Genomic DNA, 18,639 nt, shown 5'->3' on the forward strand with positions numbered 1-18,639 from the left:
CGCAAACAAACTCAATCAAACACACTCAATCGAACAAGAATGAGGGGAAAGTTAATTTTAGGTACAGCGGCAAGTATTGTAGCAACTATGTTTGCTTGCAAGCAGACGGAAGATGTGTACCAAGATCGTAAAACGCTCGAAAATAAGACCGAAATCAAGAACTATCTGAGCGCGAACAAACTCGTGGCTGATAGCCTCAATTCAGGCTTGTTTTATGTCGTTAGCAACGCCGACACAAGCCTCCAGAAACCTCAAATAGGAGACGAAGTAACGTTTAGCTACATCGCTCGACGGCTTGATGGAACCATTATTGACAGTAGCCAAGTAGGATACGGAGATGTGTTTATTCGTTCGTTTAATACCACTGACATCACCACTTCTGGTTATGAAATGGCGTACCGTTTCAATCCTGTGCCATCGTTTGAGATACTCATGAACGCTCCTTATGAAAAAATAAGAGAGACCGACAAAGTAACGCTTTTTGTTCCGTGGTCGTTGCGTGGTTCTGGCGATGTTTCGTTGTTAGCCCCATTGTATATTCCCATTCGCTACGATATAAATATCCTAAAAGTACGTACGCAGGAGGAACAAATTAACGACTACGTAGCTGCTAATAAGATTTTGGGATTGGAAAGAGACAACGAAAATGGGCTTCGGTTTGTGAAGACTTTGGCTCGTCCTGATTCTGCCCAAATCGAAATTGGAACAACGTTAAGTGTTGTCTATACTGGAAAACTCATCCGCAACGGAAAACAGTTTGATAGTGGTACAATCGACGTAAACGTGGTTGACCCTAAAGGTACCGCATCAGGAGGTGTGGTAAAAGGATTTAACGACGGTATTGCTAAGATGCGTTACGGCGAAAAAGCCATCATCATCTTCCCTTCTACCCTCGGGTACGGCGCTACTGGTAGTGGTGGAAAAATCCCCGCTTACTCTCCGCTGCTCTTTGAGGTCGAAGCCGTACGCAAGTAATTTTATTTTTTATACCACAAAAAGCGGCCGAATGGCCGCTTTTTGTTCTTTTACCTTTCTAACATCATGCAACTTTGTTTTGCTACCAACAACGCCCACAAACTCACCGAAATTAAAGCTATTTTGGGCTATAATTTTGAATTAAAAACCCTCCAAGAAATCGGGTGCAACGAAGAACTTCCCGAAACCACCGATACCATTGAAGGTAATTCTGCCCAAAAAGCCGAATACGTGTGGGCACACTACGGCGTCAATTGCTTTGCCGATGACTCTGGCCTTGAAATAGAAGCGCTCAACGGCGCTCCTGGCGTTCATTCGGCCTATTACAGCGGCGAGCGCAACCACGCCCGCAACATTGAGCGCGTTTTGAGTGAATTGGCCAACGAGTCTAACCGCAAGGCACGTTTTAAAACCGTTATTACACTTACGTTAGCAGGAAAAAGCCATTCGTTTGAGGGAATTGTAGAAGGCACCATCATCGACAGTCCGCGCGGCACCGACGGCTTTGGCTACGACCCCATTTTTGTACCAGAAGGCGGCAACCGCACATTTGCCGAAATGACACTGGACGAAAAAAGCAAAATCAGCCACCGTTCACGAGCTTTTGCTAAGCTGGTAGCGTTTTTACAGGGTTACTCAGGAATCAACTCATAACTATTAATGCTATTTCCCGTTTTGCGACTTTCGGCAGTGCGTTCCAATTTTAGCAAATCGGCGGTGGGGGTTTCGGTAATAAAAAACTCCACCGTCCCAATCGTACCCGTGGGTTTGGGCACGAGGTTTTCTAAAATGAGGCGTTGGTTATCGGTCGAAACCGTCCACGTTCCTACCAACGTTCGGCCGTCAATGTCTTTGAACGTCACTTGCTTGGGATCGCTCAAATCCAGCCGAAAATTGGCATAACTTGGCTTCACGTTGGCCGCTCCTCCTAAGCTAAACACCACTTGAGTGCCTTCTTTTACCAATTTAGCTTTCCATTTTTTACCAATCAAATCCGTAATCGGAACTACTTTTTGGGGCGTACATCCTGCCAACAGCAGCAAACAACAACTAACTATCGCTAACGTCTTCATATTCTTTGAGAATTAATTGAGCACAATTTTGGTTGAAAAAACCTGATTTTCGGCATTAACAATGACCACGTACACGCCTCCTCTCAACGCACTTAGGTCGTGTATCCACGCCTGTTTTCCTGCCACAATACCCGCGTCGGTTTTGAGGGGTTGTCCATTCAAACTCATTATTTTCCAGTCGATTTCTAACGGCTGAAAACGCTCGTTTTGGATGCGTAACGTCTGGCCGTAAGCAACCACAGTCAAGCCTACTTCCGACAACTGCGGCCGTACCGAAATCACGACTTCGGGCGTAGTGACACTCACTACGTTGCTGTATCCTGAGTTCCCTGCGGCGTTAGAAAGGCGAATGCGGTAATAATACGTAGTTTGTTCGTTGAGCCCAAGGTCCACGTACGACGTACTCGTAGCAGGTTGCTGCGTAATTTGCGCAAAGCCCGTAGTAGGACTGGTTGAACGCTCAACGAGGACGTTGGTGGCGTTCGAGAGCGTCCCCCACGTCAACCGAATTTGGTCATAATCTGCGAGTTCAGCCGTTAAGTTGGTCGGAGTCGCAGGAACCGCTAATAAAGTAGTGGCATCCGCCACATTGGTATAACTACTCGCTCCAGCTGAATTATTGGCTCGAACGCGGTACCAATAACGCGTCGAAGCGTTTAAGCCCGTATTGGAATAGGTCGTGGCGTTTGCGCCTACCTCCGCGATTTTGGCAAAATTTGTCCCATCCGTGCTTCGTTCTATCTCAAAGCCTGTTTCGTCAGAAGCATCGTCCGCCCACCCCAAATTGATTTGACTGCTGCTGGTGGCCGTGGCTGTCAAACCGCTCGGCGGACGAGGAATGGTTACGGGCGGCGCTTGTGTTGTGGCATCTGCCACATTGGTATAACTACTCGCTCCAGCTGAATTATTGGCTCGAACGCGGTACCAATAACGCGTCGAAGCATTCAGACCCGTATTCGAATAGGTAGTCGCATTGGCTCCTACATCCGCGATTTTGGCAAAACTTGTCCCGTCTGTACTACGTTCTATTTCAAAGCCCGTTTCGTCAGAAGCATTGTCCGTCCATGCCAAATTGATTTGACTGCTGCTCGTCGCCGTGGCTGTCAAACCGCTCGGCGGACGAGGAATGGTTACGGGCGGCGCTTGGGTAGTGGCATCCGCCACGTTGGTATAACTACTCGCTCCAGCTGAATTATTGGCTCGAACGCGGTACCAATAACGCGTCGAAGCATTCAAACCCGTATTGGAATAGGTCGTCGCATTGGCTCCTACATCCGCGATTTTGACAAAATTTGTCCCGTCCGTACTCCGTTCTATTTCAAAGCCCGTTTCGTCAGAAGCATTGTCTGTCCACCCCAAATTGATTTGGCTACTGCTCGTCGCCGTGGCCGTTAAGCCGCTCGGCGGACGAGGAATGGTTACGGGCGGTGCTTGGGTTGTAGCATCCGCGACATTGGTGTAGCTACTTGCTCCCGCCGAATTTACTGCCCGAACGCGGTACCAATAACGCGTATTGCTAACAAGTCCCGTATTGGAATAAGTCGTCGTGTTCACGCCTACATCCGCGATTTTGGCAAAATTTGTCCCGTCCGTGCTGCGTTCTATTTCAAATCCCGTTTCGTCGGAAGCATTGTCCGCCCAACTCAAATTGATTTGACTGCTGCTCGTCGCCGTGGCTGTCAAACCGCTCGGTGGACGAGGAATCGTTACGGGCGGGGCTTGGGTAGTAGCACAAGCGGGGTCGGTATAACCTGAGTTTCCCGCTCCATTTTTTGCCCGTACCCGATAGCAATATTGCGTATTGCTAACAAGTCCCGTGTTGGCATAGGTCGTCGTTCCAGCCCCTACGTCGGCTATTTTGCTATAATTTCGGCTATCCGTACTGCGTTCTATTTCAAAACCCGTTTCATTGTCTGACAAATCTGCCCACGAAAGATTGATTTGGGAACTACTTATGGCGTTGGCCGTTAAGCGCGCGGGGGCATTGGGCAAGGCCGATTGCGTGGTGGCATCGGCGGTGTTGGATTTGGTGCGCGAAGGCGTTCCGCCCCGTTGAGAACCTACATAATAATAATAACGGGTAGAAGCATTCAGCCCCGCATTGGCGTAGGTCGTTACATTGGCACCTACATCAGCAATTTTAGAAAAATTAGCATTGTCAGTAGAGCGAAAAACTTCAAAACCTGACTCATTATTAGAAGCATCCGTCCAGCTAAGGTTGATTTGGCTTGACGATACCGCTACAGCGCTAAGATTGGTCGGCGGGTTAGGTGGCGAAGCGAGCGTAGTGGCACAGGCGATATTAGAATACTCATTGGGAGCTCCAGTCCAAGACACCCGATAGCAGTACTCCGTGTTGTCTAACGGAACGGTTTGGTCATCATAAAACGTAAGGTTGGAATCAAACGAACCAATCGTACTCCATGCTCCACCCTGCCCTTGCCGACGCTGAATAACGACATTGCCGTTTTCTTTTCCACCTTGTACCTTAAACGTAATCGCAATCCAGTTTGTCCCTTTCACTTCAATTTTTGAAATGTTGGGCGCAACGGGCGGAAAAGCATAAACCACGTTGGAATAACCGCTAAAAGTGGTCGCTGTCAACTTCGCCCTTACCCGATAATAACTATACGTATTGGCGGGCGGATTGGCATCGGTATAAGAAACAACATTGGCTGCTACCTCTCCTAATTTTGTAAAACCCGCTGTTTCAGAAGTTGTTGAGCGCTCTATTTCAAAGCCCAACTCCCGAGTCGAATTATCTTTCCAGCTCAAATTAACCTGTTTGCTCGAAACGGCAACCGCGGCCAAATTGGAAGGTGCTTCGCTTTGGGCAAAGGCTTTCCCAAAACTGATAAATACTAAAAATAAGAATAGCTTTTTCATGGATACAATGCGTTGAAAGGCATTTATTTAAGCGCTACTTTTACGACCGAAGACAAACTTGACTCCAATCCATCAGGATAAATAACCCGTACCGCATACTGAACAATGCCTTTTGCTGGTGGGCGTTTATCTTGGTATTGACGGTTATCATACACCGAATCATAACTTAAAAAAGGTTCTTTTTCGACCGCCCGATAAACCACAAAGCGGCAATTGGGAACAGCATAAGTCCACGAAACCAGCACCGTGTTATCGGGATTTACGATTGCCTTGAGTCCATTGACTTTCTGGGGAGTAATGCGCGGCGTTTGAACATTGAGTGGAAATGACGTCTCTGAACGTAACCCTGCTTCGTCCACTGCCACCAACGCATAGCCGTATTCTGCGCTTCCTTTGATGGTTTTGTCGGTATAAGTCGAGATGTCTTTGGTTAATTTTGCCAATTCAACCCACCTTTCACTGCTTTTGCCACGACGTAACAACAACTGATACGCGACGTCGTCGCTGCTACTTGTCGCCCAAGAAAGCGCTACTGAGGTGTCGCTCACTACATAGTCTCTTATGACAGGCGTCGTTGGCGCAATTTTATCGGGACGAATCAGCTCCAAAATATCGGACGCTTCGCTTGGATTATAACTTTTGTCGTAGGCAATGACCCGAAAGTATTTTTTACGCGTCAGGGTATTCAGCGTTACGCTATCATTATAGACGGGCAATGCCAAATAGCCTTTGGTATCTACCGTAAAAACGTGTTTGCGGTCGTTTGCCGATACCACCCGATAGCCCATCAAATCGGGTTCGGGGTTCATATCCCACACCACACGCACAAAGCCCGTTGAGTCGATGTACCCTTGCAACCCTTTGGGCTTTGAAGGGCCTTTCCCGTCTTTGATGATACAATAAACGGGCAAGCTGTGCCCCAAGTTTCGGGCCGTATCTACCGCAATTACTTTGTAATAATTGGGCAAATAAGGAATGGCCGTCGTGTCCGTAAACTCACGTGCCGCAGGCCCCAGCGGCTCGGTAATGAGTGGGCTAAAAGGCCCTTCTAAATTCGTTGCTTTGGCCACCACAAAACCTGCCACGTCGCCAGTTCCTGTAGGATATTTCCAAGTCACGCTCACTTTGGCTCCATTGAGGTGTTTGGCATTGAGTTGTTCTACCGACGGCGGTGGGGTTTTGTCAACGCCCATGCCGACGATTATCTCCGAAGGGGCCAATTCACCAAAAGGCGTAATGCCTAAAATTCGATAGTGGTAGTTGCGGTAATTTTGAGGAACGGAGTCGGCATATTGAATGATATCATCCATCTGGTCGGCGGGGGGCTGTATCCAAGGACGCTTGGTGAGCCGACGGAAAGTTTTTCCGCCATCTGTTGAGCGCTCTACGTGGTACGACGAAAACGCAGATTCGGCCAAACGGCGATTCCATTTAAGTTTTATCAAATGCTCTCCCGATTCGGGGCGGACAGGTACCATTTTTAGGGGCGCTCCTGGGCCGTCATTGACCACCGACGATGCCGCCACTTCTACTGGATACGTTTGCGGGTCGGTCAGGGGAATCACATAATAGAGATACTGAACGCCTTTTTTGACCTTTTTATCCACCCAACCTAAGGCCATTCCGCGGGCATATCGGGGATGGCTATCTGCCAAAACCAAGGCCAACATCATGCGCAGGTCGTTTTGATTTTGTTGTTCCAAAATTTTATCCAGCGTCACTGCCTCAGTAGCTCCGATGGGCGTATTTTTCCCATGAACTAATTGTGCACAAGCCGCTGCTAGGGTGTCGCGGCGAGCGGTATTTTTAAGCCATTCTTCAAGCGTCCAAGGCAATATTGTCTCTTGAAAGTCCAGTTTCGTAGTTTTATTGTCTATTACACTCCGCCGAGTAAGCAAATACCCCGATTTAAGCGCTTGTCTGAAAAAAGAGGATTGATTGGGTGCCCAACGAACGACAATCGAATCGCCAAACGATTTGGTCATAACGCCCACCCTATATTTCCCCAGCAACGATGTATCTATGGGTGTTTTTGGAGAAACGGCCGTCTTTTTTTGCTGACCCCAAGCGGAAGAAGCAAAAAGTAAGAAGAAAAGGGCAATAGGCAAAGGGCGAAGGGCAAAGGGCAAACTTTGTACTGTCGCACGGCCGAGAAAATGGGTATATGAATTAACTTTCATGATGTCAATTATTTAGCAGAGTTAAACACCGAAGCAGAGCGGATTTTTTGGGCAATGCTGTACGCCATTTCCGACGGGCAATTGTTGTCTTTGTCGAACAAGATAGCTCCTTGATTGGACGACGTAATGGCCTGTAACCAATTTAAACTTACCTGATGTACGTCAAAAAACGCGCTTTGACTTTTGTAGTCTAACAGTGGACGATAGAGCGTTCCCCACTTGGCCGATTGCAATAGCTGAGTCAGTTTACTATTGCTTTTATTGGTCTCTATTTGGCTTTTGGCAATGATAACCGCAATAGCGCAATTGGTATTCGCTCCTGGACTAGCCATGAAGAAAAAGCCACGGGTATTGGCAGGACTGTTTGTAGAGGAGTATCCGTTCGACTTGTCTGTTACGTAGTCAAAAGGCATTTGATAATGAATGTTCAGCAACTCATCTTTAAAATAGTTGGGCTGCTGATAATCAGCCGTCCAAGTCTCCGTTTTGAACTTATCTTTGGTCTTAGTTCTGAGCATCTCCAGCGTTTCTGGGCCAAGCGTGCCTCCTTTCCACTTTTCTAACAACGTATTTACATAAGCCCCGTTATAGGTTGCCGCCAAAACAAGCTGATCGGCTACCCTTGAAGCGATGTACTCATTGGTTCCCTGGCTGTTGCTGTTGTATTTGTCATCGTTTGCTTCAATAAGCTCTGCCTGTTTTTGCGCAATGTGTTTGTTGTACAATTTCAAGACTGGATCCGACCAATAAGTGATGCCGTAGTTTTTGGGGGCATTGTCGCCAAAGATGGTTTTCTCAATCATCATCTTATTGGCATCAGCCACTATTTGGTTTGCCTCAAAAGCATTTTTACCCAACTCTTTATCTGTTACATTAAACCCGCCCAAATCGGCACTGGTAGCATTCGTATTGGCTATCAGGCTCATTTCTACCACATTCAAGTTCACGGCAGGTGTCTTAGCGGCGGTGACTGGCGATGTCACCGTTGCTTTTTTACCTGGCTGCGCAAAGGCGTTTGAAAAAAATCCGACAACGATTAGCAATGTGACGAGTGGTTTCATAATTCTCAATTTTCAGTCAATTGTTCGTTTATTTTTTCTTTTTTTCCGAAGGGAAAAGGGCTTCAATATCTTCATTTTTGAAAGGCTGCTGAGGCGCATCATTGATGGTATTGAAAAACACCATGGCCCGCTCAAAAACCTTACTTGGACTGTCGGGGTTTTCTTTCCCAAACGCGCCACTGAATGGCTTATTTGTCCCAGTAGGGTCATAAATATCAGGCCGTACCCGTTCTAGCAATTGACTGACAGGAATGGCAATATTTTTAAACCAATTGCTCGTTGGGTCGGCGCGAAGCAGCACCAAAGGCGGTCTTACAATTTCACTGCTCAGTTTTTCGGTTCTTAGTTCATACGTATCAAACCCTTCTTTGGACACCATTTTGGTCGTCAAGGCATCGGAAAGGAAACCCCAAAACGACGTTTCTGTCGGCGGGAATTGCGTGGCCATCAGCTTTTCCTTGAGCGTACTAAACTCACTGGTTTTGAAGTAGTATTTGTACAAACGCGATTCCAAACTTTGGAAAAATGCGGCTTCTTGCTTTTGTTGCTGTTGAAGGTTATCAACCGACTTTTGAACGAGGAACTTGCCATCACTAAACATCTTTTCTGTGGTAGTGTTGACCTTGTACGAAGTGCCATAACCTTGGGCAATTTTTTCGTATTCTTGTTCAGAAACCACCGTATAATCGGTTATTACGTCCTCGTATTTCTGGTTGACAGCCTTGGCCGTTGCACCCGCTCCAACGCCTGGCGCATTAAATTTCCCCGAAGTTGACCACGTTTGAGCGGCTAGGCTTCCATTGAAGCCTTTCGCACCCGTACTTACGTAAATATTGGCCGTTGTGATTTTTTTGGCCGAGGCTTTGGCTTTCAGGGCTTCAGCGTACATTTTTTCGGCAAAATCAGCTTTCGGAATTCGTACCAATTCAAAGCGGTAAAAGGTCTTGTTTTTGATGCCAAACGGCATTTTATAGCTCACTTTGTCTCCGTCAAATTTGGCATCGGCCAGCAGTACGTTTGGTGCATTGACCTCCGCAAACTTGGCCCCTTCCAACGGCACAAGTCGAACTTTTAAGTCATAAAATTCGTCGCTATTGAGGTTTTTCAGGCAACAAGACAAGTTGGCTTTGAGCTTGATAAAGGTCGAAGCGGCATCGCCTTTCATAAAATACCGCTGTCCTTCGTACGGATACGAAGTGAGGACAGTCGCGTCATCTTCGCTCCCTTTAGACAATACACTAATGCAAGGCCCCGTCGCAAACTCAACGGTTTCGGTTTGTTCGACCGTCTGGTTTTTAAAAATGTAAGGGACTACCTTGCCGCTGTTTTCTTTAATAAAAACCTGCACGCCCATCGATAGTTTATACGTTGAATTGGGCAAAAGTGCCGTACTGCGGTAAAACGTCGCACTATAATTAGGGTCGCCGTCTTCGTTTTTGCCCCAGCTAAACCGTCCCGAATTATCTTTGCTACAATTGGCATATTCGGCAGGTACACTGGTCGCAATGGCGTTGAAGTTTTCCTTCAATTTAAGCCGAAACTCACGGTGGAAAATCTGCACCCCACCTGGCCCCATCGTAACAGTCCCCTGTGCTCCTGCTTCCACTTTTTGTCCTTGAGGAATTTCGAGGTCAACAATCAAATCAGTTTCTACGGGATAGTTAAACTCCGCATAATAGGGCGACAGAATGGGCACTTTTTGCTTCGTACCAGAAGGCCCCAACGAAGCTATGAGTGGCTGCCCTGCAAAAGGGTTGGGCGGTGAGTAAGCGGGTTCGCAGCGTTCGCCTTTGTTATACCAAAATTCAAGATTTACGCGTCCTTTTACCAATCCGCCCAGCACTCGGTATTTGAGCAAAATGTGCCCATTGAGCCAAATCGGATTGACCATGCCTCCGCGCAACAAAGCAGCGGCTTCTAGCTCTACGACCGTAAACCTTCCCTCATACACCCACGTATCAATGTCCAAATCCAGCGCAAAGTGCATGTAAGCGTAGATTTGCCCTTGGGCATACCAGCCATTGATACCAGGCGTATTTCCGTTGCATTTGTCTTCGCTCTTGGCCAAGGCTAAGTCAAACCCAATGGCACCGTCGTAGCGTAAATGAAAAGGGCCAATGCCAAAATCTGCCCCCAATTTGTACCCAACCCCAAAGGCCAACATCGGAGAATTGTCTTTAAAAACAGTTCCTGCGGTTCCCTTGTACCCCAATTCTTGCAAAATACCTGGCCGTTTTTCAAAGCCATAAGGCGGCGGCGGGAGCGCCCCTACATCTCCTGGCGTGTAGTTTCCCATCATAAAGTATGACCCAAAATCAAAACTACCAAGCTTCGCCAGCGTAACATTCAGTCCTATGCGGTTGGAGGGAATCCCCAATGACAAAAACCATGTACCTTTGACCCCGTCTATCAATAAACGGGTGTCTTTGACATCGGCACTGAGGCTGATGAGCGGTGGCACGTCGTAGCCCGCGTGCATGTTGAGTTGGGCTTTAAAAATTTTATCGGCAAAACTATATTCCACTACTCCACTTCCTTGCGCCAGCGATTTGTTGCTAGATTCACCCAATAGCCACGCTTTTACGTCAATTGCCATGGCATTGGACTGCATGGTAAGTGTGCCTTCCATGGTAAATACGCCAGGCGTGACCAAGCCGATACCCACCGTTGCCTCAAAGCCGCCCGAGGGAGCAGGCAAAACTTTTGGTTTATAGGTAATTGACCCGTCACCGTTAAACTCTTTCGTCATATTGGAGTACAAACCACCTCCAAAACTCCTAAATACCAGCGGCGAAGGAGGAGCAAACGGAATCCCTGAGCCCCCGATTTTGATTTTACCACCTACGTGCCAATAGCGAAAATTGCCATTATTGGGCAGCGTTCGGCCAAATTGTGCTTCTACCGACCCACCTATCAAACCTGCAATGGTCATATCTACCTCCCCCTTCAACCCATTTCCATAGGTGGGGTCATTGTCAAAAAAGGCCAATCCTCCTTCTACGTGTACGGGTCCAAAATAGCCATCTACATATACTTCATTAGGCTGAATTTTGTCAAAACTCCAGTCAGGTCGGCCATTTTTCATTCCTACTTTGAAAAGAATCGTAGCGCCCCCCGTTGCCGAAAGTCCCTTATCGCCATCGCCCGTGAGGTCGAGTTTACCCATTAACTTCAATCCCATCGAACCGCCACCGTTGTTGACCAATTTATAATCAGTAAGCGTAAGCGGAAAATCAGCCATGGATTTTTGGGGAGAAGCCGAGCCCATTTTTAGGCTGCTTACCCCAACATAATCGGGTTTAGATTGAAATTTTAATCCTTTGAAAGAGCCCGCCGTGAAGTTGAAATAATCAGTAACGATGTCCAGCTTTCCGTTCAATTCAGCGCCTGCCGTAAACCCTTCTGCATTATACGTAACAAAAATTTTGCTGTCGGCGTCTAGGTCTAATTGCGCTTTCCAAATATCCATTTGCATTTTGTCAGTGGGCGAAATGCTGAACTCTACCCCCAACGAGCCCGCTTGCGGATCTTTGGAAAGGGTGCAAGTGTAGGGCAATTGGGATGCCTGTTCCTGTGGGTTTTTGAAAATCGGCAATACCACCAAACCCTTCATTTGGGACTTTTGGAAGGCGCTTTTCAAGAAACTGACGGATAGCTCATCTATCGAGTAGTACCAACTATCCAGCGAACCACTGCCTACATCCAAAATATTTTTAACAAACGCTTTTCCCGAAAAACCATTGTTGTCAGAAATCAAATCACTAACGCCAACGGTCAGCGGTTTGCCATCGGCCCGTTTGATAAAAGCGGGGAGCTCCAAGCTGATTTCAGGGAAATAAAGTCCTTGCCACAAATTCAATTCAAGAGCGGGGTTTTCTAAATACCCCTCGGGCAGCTTAGCAGGCGTAGTGGTTTCTGAGTGGTCATACAGCGCAGGTTTGCCAGGCAGCATCGCAAACTTAAAATCGCTCAAGCCTTGTACATAAAACTTAGGAAACGACAACTGCGCCGTCCAGTTCTGAAAGTTGACCATGCCCGCATTGACGCTGATTTCGACGGGGCCGTTGGTTTCGGCATTGACCAAACCAGGCGGCGTCAGCAGGCCATGAACGCGCAGTTGTTTGTAGCCATTTTCATCAAAAACAACGTGCGTTACCACGGTGGTATCTGGGCCTTCAAACGGGCCTTTGGGCGGAGCAGTGTCCATTCCTTTTAGAGCAAAAAACTGCGACAACTGCATTTTTTCGGCCAAGTACAAAATACCTTCACCGCAAGGTTTGTCGGGCGACATACACATGTTATAACCACTCAACGGAATGCCATTTACCTGACTATTGGCTACTTTTATCCACGTATTGGCGTCAAAATAGGCGTTTTTGGGCGTAAAGGTGACGTTGGTAATGGCAATCACTGTATTGACGGGGCCAAACGATTTGTCTATACCAAAAGGCACTTCAAACCCAATGCTTTCTTTGGCATTTTTCAAGGAAGAAACAAGCATGTCTTTTTGGGTAGCAAAAAACTCGCTCAAGTTCCCCATCTGACTAGACGTAAGCGTAGGCGGCTTATAGTCGGGCGAATCGTAGTTAGGGAACAAAGAAGGGTTTGCTTTGTTGCTCAAACGGGCGCGCACCATACCGCCAATTACCCGCCCCGCTGCGTTGCATTGGACATCGTAAAGGCGAACACGCAGCTTGACGTATTGGCTATTGACCATCGGAATGGGAATCATGCCATCGCCGTTCAATTTGCCGTTGACTTCTTTGACATTGTCGAGCAACTGCATCGTAAACAGCCCAATGGTCGCCGATTTGTTTTTCAGAACACCCTCGTTATCCACTTGGTCGTCCGAAATTTCGCTCGCATTGCAAGAACAATTGACGGGTATATTTCCAGATTTTACGACCATCGGCTTAGGTTTCCCCGTGCTGTCGTTGGCTGCAAACGAAGGCCCTAATGGAAAAAATGGCATGGTATCTTCTCCGTACGTAAAATAGCAAACGGGGCTTTTTCCTTCGTTCAGAAAATTGATTTTTCGCGAAGCGTCAAACGCCTGAACGCGCACGGCATACCGTTTTCCCACCTTCAAGGCAGGCTGGTTGGGACCGTATAAAAATGAGTTTACCCGAATGTTTTTCACCTCTACGCCCGATGGCGGCAGCACTACGGCATCAATAAAAACGTTGGGGTCGTATCCCAATAGAGCATTGGACGTATTTACTTTAATTTCTGTTGTTTCAATTTTGGTAGGTTTAGAGGTAGGCTTTTTATCCTGACCGCTGTTCGGGAAACCGCTGATTACGTTGGATTGATTGTTCAGGACATTTTCGGCTACTGGCTGAACATCGGGTAATTCAATCACTCTCAGCGTATAACTCACCTGTGCGGGCGATACACCCACGGGTGGCGTCCACGAAAAAATGACATTTTGTGGCGTATTGGCAGCGACTTTACTGTCACAAATGGGATTAATGAGCATCGGAGGTTCCACGCTTCTGAGGGTAAACAACCCGCTACAGCCCAACGGAAAATGGGCCGACAGAGGACGGCTGCTTCGGTTGTCGAAGGCTTGAACACACAACTGATAATTGCCTTCTGGCAGGGGCATTCCACGGTAAAGTTGGGCTTTGTCCACGCCTTGGACCTCAATTTGCCCCAAATCAAACAACCCTTCCAAATCCGAACGCGTCAGTAGCTTGTTTTCTAAGGGAGCCAACCGCAGCGGCACCAACGGACGGAAGTTTTGTGGCGTGGCAATCCGCACGCCATTGTCGCCCGTAATCGTTCCCAAAAAGCGAACTTCCAACGCCGCCGAAGTCGTATTCCGCACAAAGATTTGGACTTGATTACCTCGGCCTGGGTAGTCCTGCAAATAGGCGCTGTAGGGCGGCAATACGTTGACCGTTACCTGCACTTGCTGCCCCCAACCCCCAATGGGGGCTAAAAAAGCACCACAAATCAACCCTATTATCAAAATAAACGGGTTTAAAATTCGCTGCGGATGCCCAACTCCTCCCCTACTGGGAGAGGTTGAGAGGGGGTTAAAACGAGATTCCATAACCAAGTGAGCCTCTAAGTTCATTGAATTTTTGATCGGGTTGTCCCGTATTTGAGTTAAGGTATCCTAGTTGTAAACTCAAGCTCTGGCGCTTGCCAAGCTGATAGCTCGCGTTGGCCGAACCATTAATGACCTGGCCGTTTTGTCCTAATTGTTGATTGAACAAATAGCTTCCGCTGGCGGATACGTTCAGTTTTTTATCCAGTAACGTGTGATTTACCCCCACCGTAGGCCCATAAAACCGAACCGTTTGATTTTGGGGCAAAAACGTCTGGGTATAGCTCGCGGTGGCATTGGCTCCAAAACCTGATTCCAATTGCGTAAAGAAGTAGCTCAGGTTCACGTTTTGGTTCTGGTTTTGGGTAAACTCGGCGGTATTTTGGTTCAAATCTGACAGTTGTTGGTGCGTAACTGTAAGCGTAAACAAGTGAGAAACGGACTCATTTTGAAGGTTATAACGCAAGTTTCCCATCAGGCTCAAGTTGTTTTGTGCCAACCGCAACGTGTCGATGATGGGCCGCAGCCCTGCTTGTTGGCTGATGCCATAATTTGAAAACTGTAGGTCGAGCCCAAAGGCAGTGGAGGGGTTGAACGACACCACCGCCGAACCAACCGTGCGGCCCGTCTGGGCGTTTTTGTTTTGGGCCAAATTATCTTTCTGAATCCCCAAACTTCCCATAATCCGCAGTTTGCTATTCATCAAATTGAAACTTGGGGCTACGGTATAGCTCACAATGTCGCTTTGGAAATAATACGCCCCCATCGTCTGGAAGTTAGGGTCAATGCGCTTGTATTGGAGTTTGAGGCCAAACACTTTGTTTTGGTAGCCCACGGCCGTTTGGAGGGCCGTCGTCAACTGCGTACTAAGCTGGGCAGGCATAAAAACGGTGAAAGCTTTAAGCAATGAGCCTTGTTCCAACGGAATTAGCTGCGCGCGGGTATCGCGGGTGTAGGCACTCCCCGCAGCGTCCAATTCAAACGACACTCTTTTTACGAGCGTAAACCGCGACGTAAGCCCTATCACGGTGTTGCGGGCAGGTGCAATCGACTCGTTGGGACTGATGGAATTTTGATCGTCGGCGGCATTGAGCAAATTCAAATCAACGTAGTTGGAAACTGTCCCGTAGCCCAATTTCACGGCGTAGCCCGTCCGCTTAAACGAAGGCAATGCTTGGTCGGGATTGGCGAGGTCGGTCGAAATGGCTTTGTTGAATCGCCCATACACTGCTCCAAGGCGTAGTTTTCCAGGATTTATCTCGAAACCTCCCCCTAAAAACGTGTGTCCTGCCAAGGTAAAGGGCGAAAACTGGACGTTGCGGTACCCCGCATGAACCATCGCCCATTTGTAGGTAGGACTTACGCCAAACTGATTGAAGGGTTGACGAAAGTTAGCTCCTTGGTTTCCTAAGACCATCGAAAATGGCAACGAGACACCCCCTGGCAAGGCCACATTGACCGAACCGCTCAGTCCGAAGGGTGTGGTTTGGTTGCGAGCGTCAATACCGCTGGCTTGGTAAAGTCCCGCGTAGGCATTTAACCCGCCCGATAACTTCACAGCCTGAGAGGAAGAGTTTTGAGCATAGATGGCATTGCTCAGGATAAAACACAAAAACAGTAGAAATCGGCGCATAGTTTTTGCTATTGGGTAGAACAAAAATAGCCCATTTATACAGGTTCGTCAATCGTATAAATATATGACCGTAGAACTACTCGCGTATATTTACAAAAACATAAACACCTATTAAACAACATGTTACATCAAAAACCTATTCTCTAAAAGTATATTTTTTTGAGAATAGGTTTTGAGTAAACGGTCGTAGGAATTGAGTTAACGGTCAGCGAGAAAGCTGAATGACATTTTCGCGAAGGGCTTTATTGATGGCTTCGCCTTTGGAATTAACCTGAAGTTTCTCGTAAATCCGCATAATGTGCGTCTGTACGGTACTGATACTAATCTGACAGTGGTGCGCAATGAGCTTATAACTATCACCTTCTACCAAGCGATGCAGCACTTCTATTTCTTTGGGAGTCAGGTCGTAGGTTATTTTTTGTTTGGGTTTTCGGAAAGCCCCCAACACTTTGAGCGCAATGCTCGGGCTCATGGCCGCACCGCCTTGCAGTACTTCGTCGATGCTTTCAATGATTTTTTCGGCAGGCGTTTTCTTCAATAGATAGCCCACCGCCCCCGTTTCGATGGCTGCAAAGACGTTTTCGGTATCTTCATAAGCCGTCAGCATCAGCACTTTGGGAGGAGATGTCAACTGTTGCAACAAAGCCACGGCCTCGATGCCCGTTCGAGACGGCATTTCGATGTCCATTAAAACCACTTCGGGCCTTTCAACCTGAACGGTTTCGAGCACCCGCGTAGCATCAGGATGCGAGCCTACCAGCTCAAGACCATCGCTCAGTTCAATGATAAGCGCGATGGTATGTCTAAACGAATCGTTGTCGTCGTAAATCGAAATACGTGGCATGGTAATTCTCGTTTATTAGGCAAAGGTAAAGGACGATAGCCTCGTTGTAAATCGGATAAATATATGATTTACGGCTTAGTTCTTGAAGTTTAAACGTACTGCGCTCCCTTTCTGTAAAACCGATTCCAAGACCAACGTCCCACCAATCTCCTCCGCCCGTTTTTTCATGTTTTTGAGCCCATTACGCGTATTAACCGCCTCAACGTCAAAGCCTACGCCATTGTCAACCACGGCTACGTTCCATTCGTCATTCTGCCCTCTAAATTCGACATTTATCTGGCTCGCTTGCGCGTATTTGAACGCGTTGTTTAACGCCTCTTTTACAATCAAATACACATTTTGACGTACTTGCAACGGCAAACTTAACGCCTCCACTTGGGCATCCGTCGCAAAATCCAACGCTATCTCCTTCGACTCCGCCAGCGGCTTAGCATACTCCCGCAAACGCGTAAACAAATGCTGCATCGAGTCGTTGCGGGGATTGATTGTCCACACAATGTCATCCATCGACTCCAGCATTTGACGCGCATCTTCGCTAATTTTACCCACCATTTGCTCCGCTTTTTGCGGCTGATTGGCCGCCAGTTGCTTTTGCGTCAGGCCACTCAGCAGCGAGATACTACTCAAAGTACTCCCTATCTCGTCGTGCAAATCAGCCGCAATCTTGTTGCGTAACTGCAATGACTCCCGCAAACGACGGTATTTAGCGCGGTTGATGACAAAAACAATGCTCACCAACGCCAACAGCAACGCCAGCCCTCCACCGATGAGCCACAGGCGGTTTTGGAGTAGTTCTTGGTCTTTGATTTTAGACTCTTGTTGAAGCAGTCGAATTTGTTGCTCTTTGGTTTTTGTTTCGTACTTCGCAATTAGTTCTTGAAGCTGCTGTGCCGTTGCTACTTTTTCCGTAGAATCGCTAAGGTTTGTACTTTCGAGCAGGCTTTGATACGCTTTTTTAAATGACTGATTTTCTGCATATAGCGTTGACAAACCGCCTTGGTATTCGGCAATTCTTACGGCATCATTTTGTTTCTTGGCAAGCGCTAGGGCTTCTTTCAAATACGCTTCGGCCCGTTCGGGTTGGTCAATTTCACGGTAAACCGACGCTAAATTGGATTTGGCAACCGCCACCGAGGTAACTGCCTCTAGCTGCTCGGCCAACTGCAACGACTGTTCCATGTAACGGATTGCCTCTTTGGGCTGTTTGAGTTGCTGGTACACCCTCCCAATATTTATCAAATAATCGGTTTGGCCGCGTAAAAATTCTGCTTTTTTGGCCAGCGAAAGGGCTAATTGAAAATACTTCAATGCTTCTTTAGGCTGAGAGAGATCATCATAGATATTTCCCAACGAATTGTTGTGAATAGCTGCATTTTTCCAATTTTTTTGCTCATTGTCTATCACAATAGCTTTCTTGAGGTACGCAAGCGCCTCTTTCGGACGCCGAAGGGCTTTGAGCGCATCTCCAATGGCCGCATAAATACTTGCATACGGCTTGAGCTTGTATTTTTCTTGCATTTCAAGGCACTTGAATGACATTTTCAACGCCTCATCGTAGTTGTTTAGGCTATTATGCAACGTGATAACATTGCTGTACGCTTCATACAGTATGCTCCCAGGAAGTTGAAAACGAGTAGCTTCTTCCACCGCTTTTTGAAAATAAGCCAACGCTTTGACATAATCGGTTTTATAATAGTACATCGTAGCTCGCACACGTGTGTTGGCGTACTTTCCTAAGAAGTAGTTATATTTTAGCGCTAACGGTTCCGCTATTTTTAGCACAGAATCCACTTTATCGTATTCATCCGTTTCATTGAGAAGCTTATTAGCGTAGCGATTGAGCGCCCATACGTAGTTGCTGTCTTTGGGGGCAGTTTTAAGATACATCACCAGCGAATCACGTGTATTCGGGATTTGAGCTATCATCGTTTC

Annotated in this window: 10 protein-coding genes; 2 read left to right on the forward strand and 8 right to left on the reverse strand. The window is 47.4% G+C overall.

The annotated features are described in order from the left end of the window. Nucleotides 1–39: 39 nt before the first annotated feature. On the forward strand, nucleotides 40–975 hold the full coding sequence (locus AC23N5_RS05675) for an FKBP-type peptidyl-prolyl cis-trans isomerase (protein WP_487754808.1): 936 nt from the start codon (nucleotides 40–42) through the stop codon (nucleotides 973–975). A gap of 66 nt (nucleotides 976–1,041) precedes the next feature. Beyond that, nucleotides 1,042–1,629, forward strand: a complete 588-nt coding sequence (gene rdgB / locus AC23N5_RS05680) for an RdgB/HAM1 family non-canonical purine NTP pyrophosphatase (protein ID WP_487754809.1) — start codon at nucleotides 1,042–1,044, stop codon at nucleotides 1,627–1,629. On the opposite strand, the gene AC23N5_RS05685 is transcribed toward rdgB, so the two are convergent. The 8 genes from AC23N5_RS05685 to AC23N5_RS05720 all read right to left on the reverse strand — a co-directional run bounded on the left by AC23N5_RS05685 (nucleotide 1,608) and on the right by AC23N5_RS05720 (nucleotide 18,633). Next, on the reverse strand, nucleotides 1,608–2,048 hold the full coding sequence (locus AC23N5_RS05685) for a hypothetical protein (RefSeq protein WP_183975575.1): 441 nt from the start codon (nucleotides 2,046–2,048) through the stop codon (nucleotides 1,608–1,610). The genes rdgB and AC23N5_RS05685 overlap by 22 nt on opposite strands. A 12-nt stretch (nucleotides 2,049–2,060) precedes the next feature. After that, complete coding sequence (locus AC23N5_RS05690; protein ID WP_487754810.1) at nucleotides 2,061–4,934, reverse strand: fibronectin type III domain-containing protein; 2,874 nt, start codon at nucleotides 4,932–4,934, stop codon at nucleotides 2,061–2,063. Nucleotides 4,935–4,957: 23 nt separating this feature from the next. Continuing rightward, a complete protein-coding gene (locus AC23N5_RS05695; RefSeq protein WP_487754811.1) occupies nucleotides 4,958–7,114 on the reverse strand; it encodes a fibronectin type III domain-containing protein in 2,157 nt (718 codons plus the stop codon). 8 nt (nucleotides 7,115–7,122) lie between these two features. After that, nucleotides 7,123–8,175, reverse strand: a complete 1,053-nt coding sequence (locus AC23N5_RS05700) for a hypothetical protein (RefSeq protein ID WP_487754812.1) — start codon at nucleotides 8,173–8,175, stop codon at nucleotides 7,123–7,125. 28 nt (nucleotides 8,176–8,203) lie between these two features. Next, complete coding sequence (locus tag AC23N5_RS05705) at nucleotides 8,204–14,257, reverse strand: hypothetical protein (RefSeq protein WP_487754813.1); 6,054 nt, start codon at nucleotides 14,255–14,257, stop codon at nucleotides 8,204–8,206. Next, nucleotides 14,217–15,863 carry a hypothetical protein gene (locus tag AC23N5_RS05710; protein WP_487754814.1) on the reverse strand — a complete coding sequence of 549 codons (1,647 nt, stop codon included), beginning with the start codon at nucleotides 15,861–15,863 and terminating at the stop codon, nucleotides 14,217–14,219. Before AC23N5_RS05710 ends, AC23N5_RS05705 begins: the two co-directional genes overlap by 41 nt. Before the next feature lie 205 nt (nucleotides 15,864–16,068). Continuing rightward, nucleotides 16,069–16,707 (reverse strand): response regulator transcription factor, encoded by a 639-nt coding sequence (locus tag AC23N5_RS05715; protein ID WP_183975586.1) that lies wholly within the window; start codon nucleotides 16,705–16,707, stop codon nucleotides 16,069–16,071. A gap of 75 nt (nucleotides 16,708–16,782) precedes the next feature. Then, nucleotides 16,783–18,633, reverse strand: a complete 1,851-nt coding sequence (locus tag AC23N5_RS05720; RefSeq protein ID WP_487754815.1) for a tetratricopeptide repeat-containing sensor histidine kinase — start codon at nucleotides 18,631–18,633, stop codon at nucleotides 16,783–16,785. Nucleotides 18,634–18,639: the final 6 nt, after the last annotated feature.

Source organism: Runella sp. R5_40 (assembly GCF_057652295.1).

What these genes read in the sequence shown, in the direction of transcription:
- AC23N5_RS05685 (WP_183975575.1), bottom strand. Translation starts at nt 2,048, where the DNA reads ATGAAGACGTTAGCGATAGTTAGTTGTTGTTTGCTGCTGTTGGCAGGA.
- AC23N5_RS05675 (WP_487754808.1), top strand. Translation starts at nt 40, where the DNA reads ATGAGGGGAAAGTTAATTTTAGGTACAGCGGCAAGTATTGTAGCAACT.
- AC23N5_RS05710 (WP_487754814.1), bottom strand. Translation starts at nt 15,863, where the DNA reads ATGCGCCGATTTCTACTGTTTTTGTGTTTTATCCTGAGCAATGCCATC.
- AC23N5_RS05700 (WP_487754812.1), bottom strand. Translation starts at nt 8,175, where the DNA reads ATGAAACCACTCGTCACATTGCTAATCGTTGTCGGATTTTTTTCAAAC.
- AC23N5_RS05715 (WP_183975586.1), bottom strand. Translation starts at nt 16,707, where the DNA reads ATGCCACGTATTTCGATTTACGACGACAACGATTCGTTTAGACATACC.
- AC23N5_RS05705 (WP_487754813.1), bottom strand. Translation starts at nt 14,257, where the DNA reads ATGAACTTAGAGGCTCACTTGGTTATGGAATCTCGTTTTAACCCCCTC.
- AC23N5_RS05690 (WP_487754810.1), bottom strand. Translation starts at nt 4,934, where the DNA reads ATGAAAAAGCTATTCTTATTTTTAGTATTTATCAGTTTTGGGAAAGCC.
- AC23N5_RS05720 (WP_487754815.1), bottom strand. Translation starts at nt 18,633, where the DNA reads ATGATAGCTCAAATCCCGAATACACGTGATTCGCTGGTGATGTATCTT.
- rdgB (WP_487754809.1), top strand. Translation starts at nt 1,042, where the DNA reads ATGCAACTTTGTTTTGCTACCAACAACGCCCACAAACTCACCGAAATT.
- AC23N5_RS05695 (WP_487754811.1), bottom strand. Translation starts at nt 7,114, where the DNA reads ATGAAAGTTAATTCATATACCCATTTTCTCGGCCGTGCGACAGTACAA.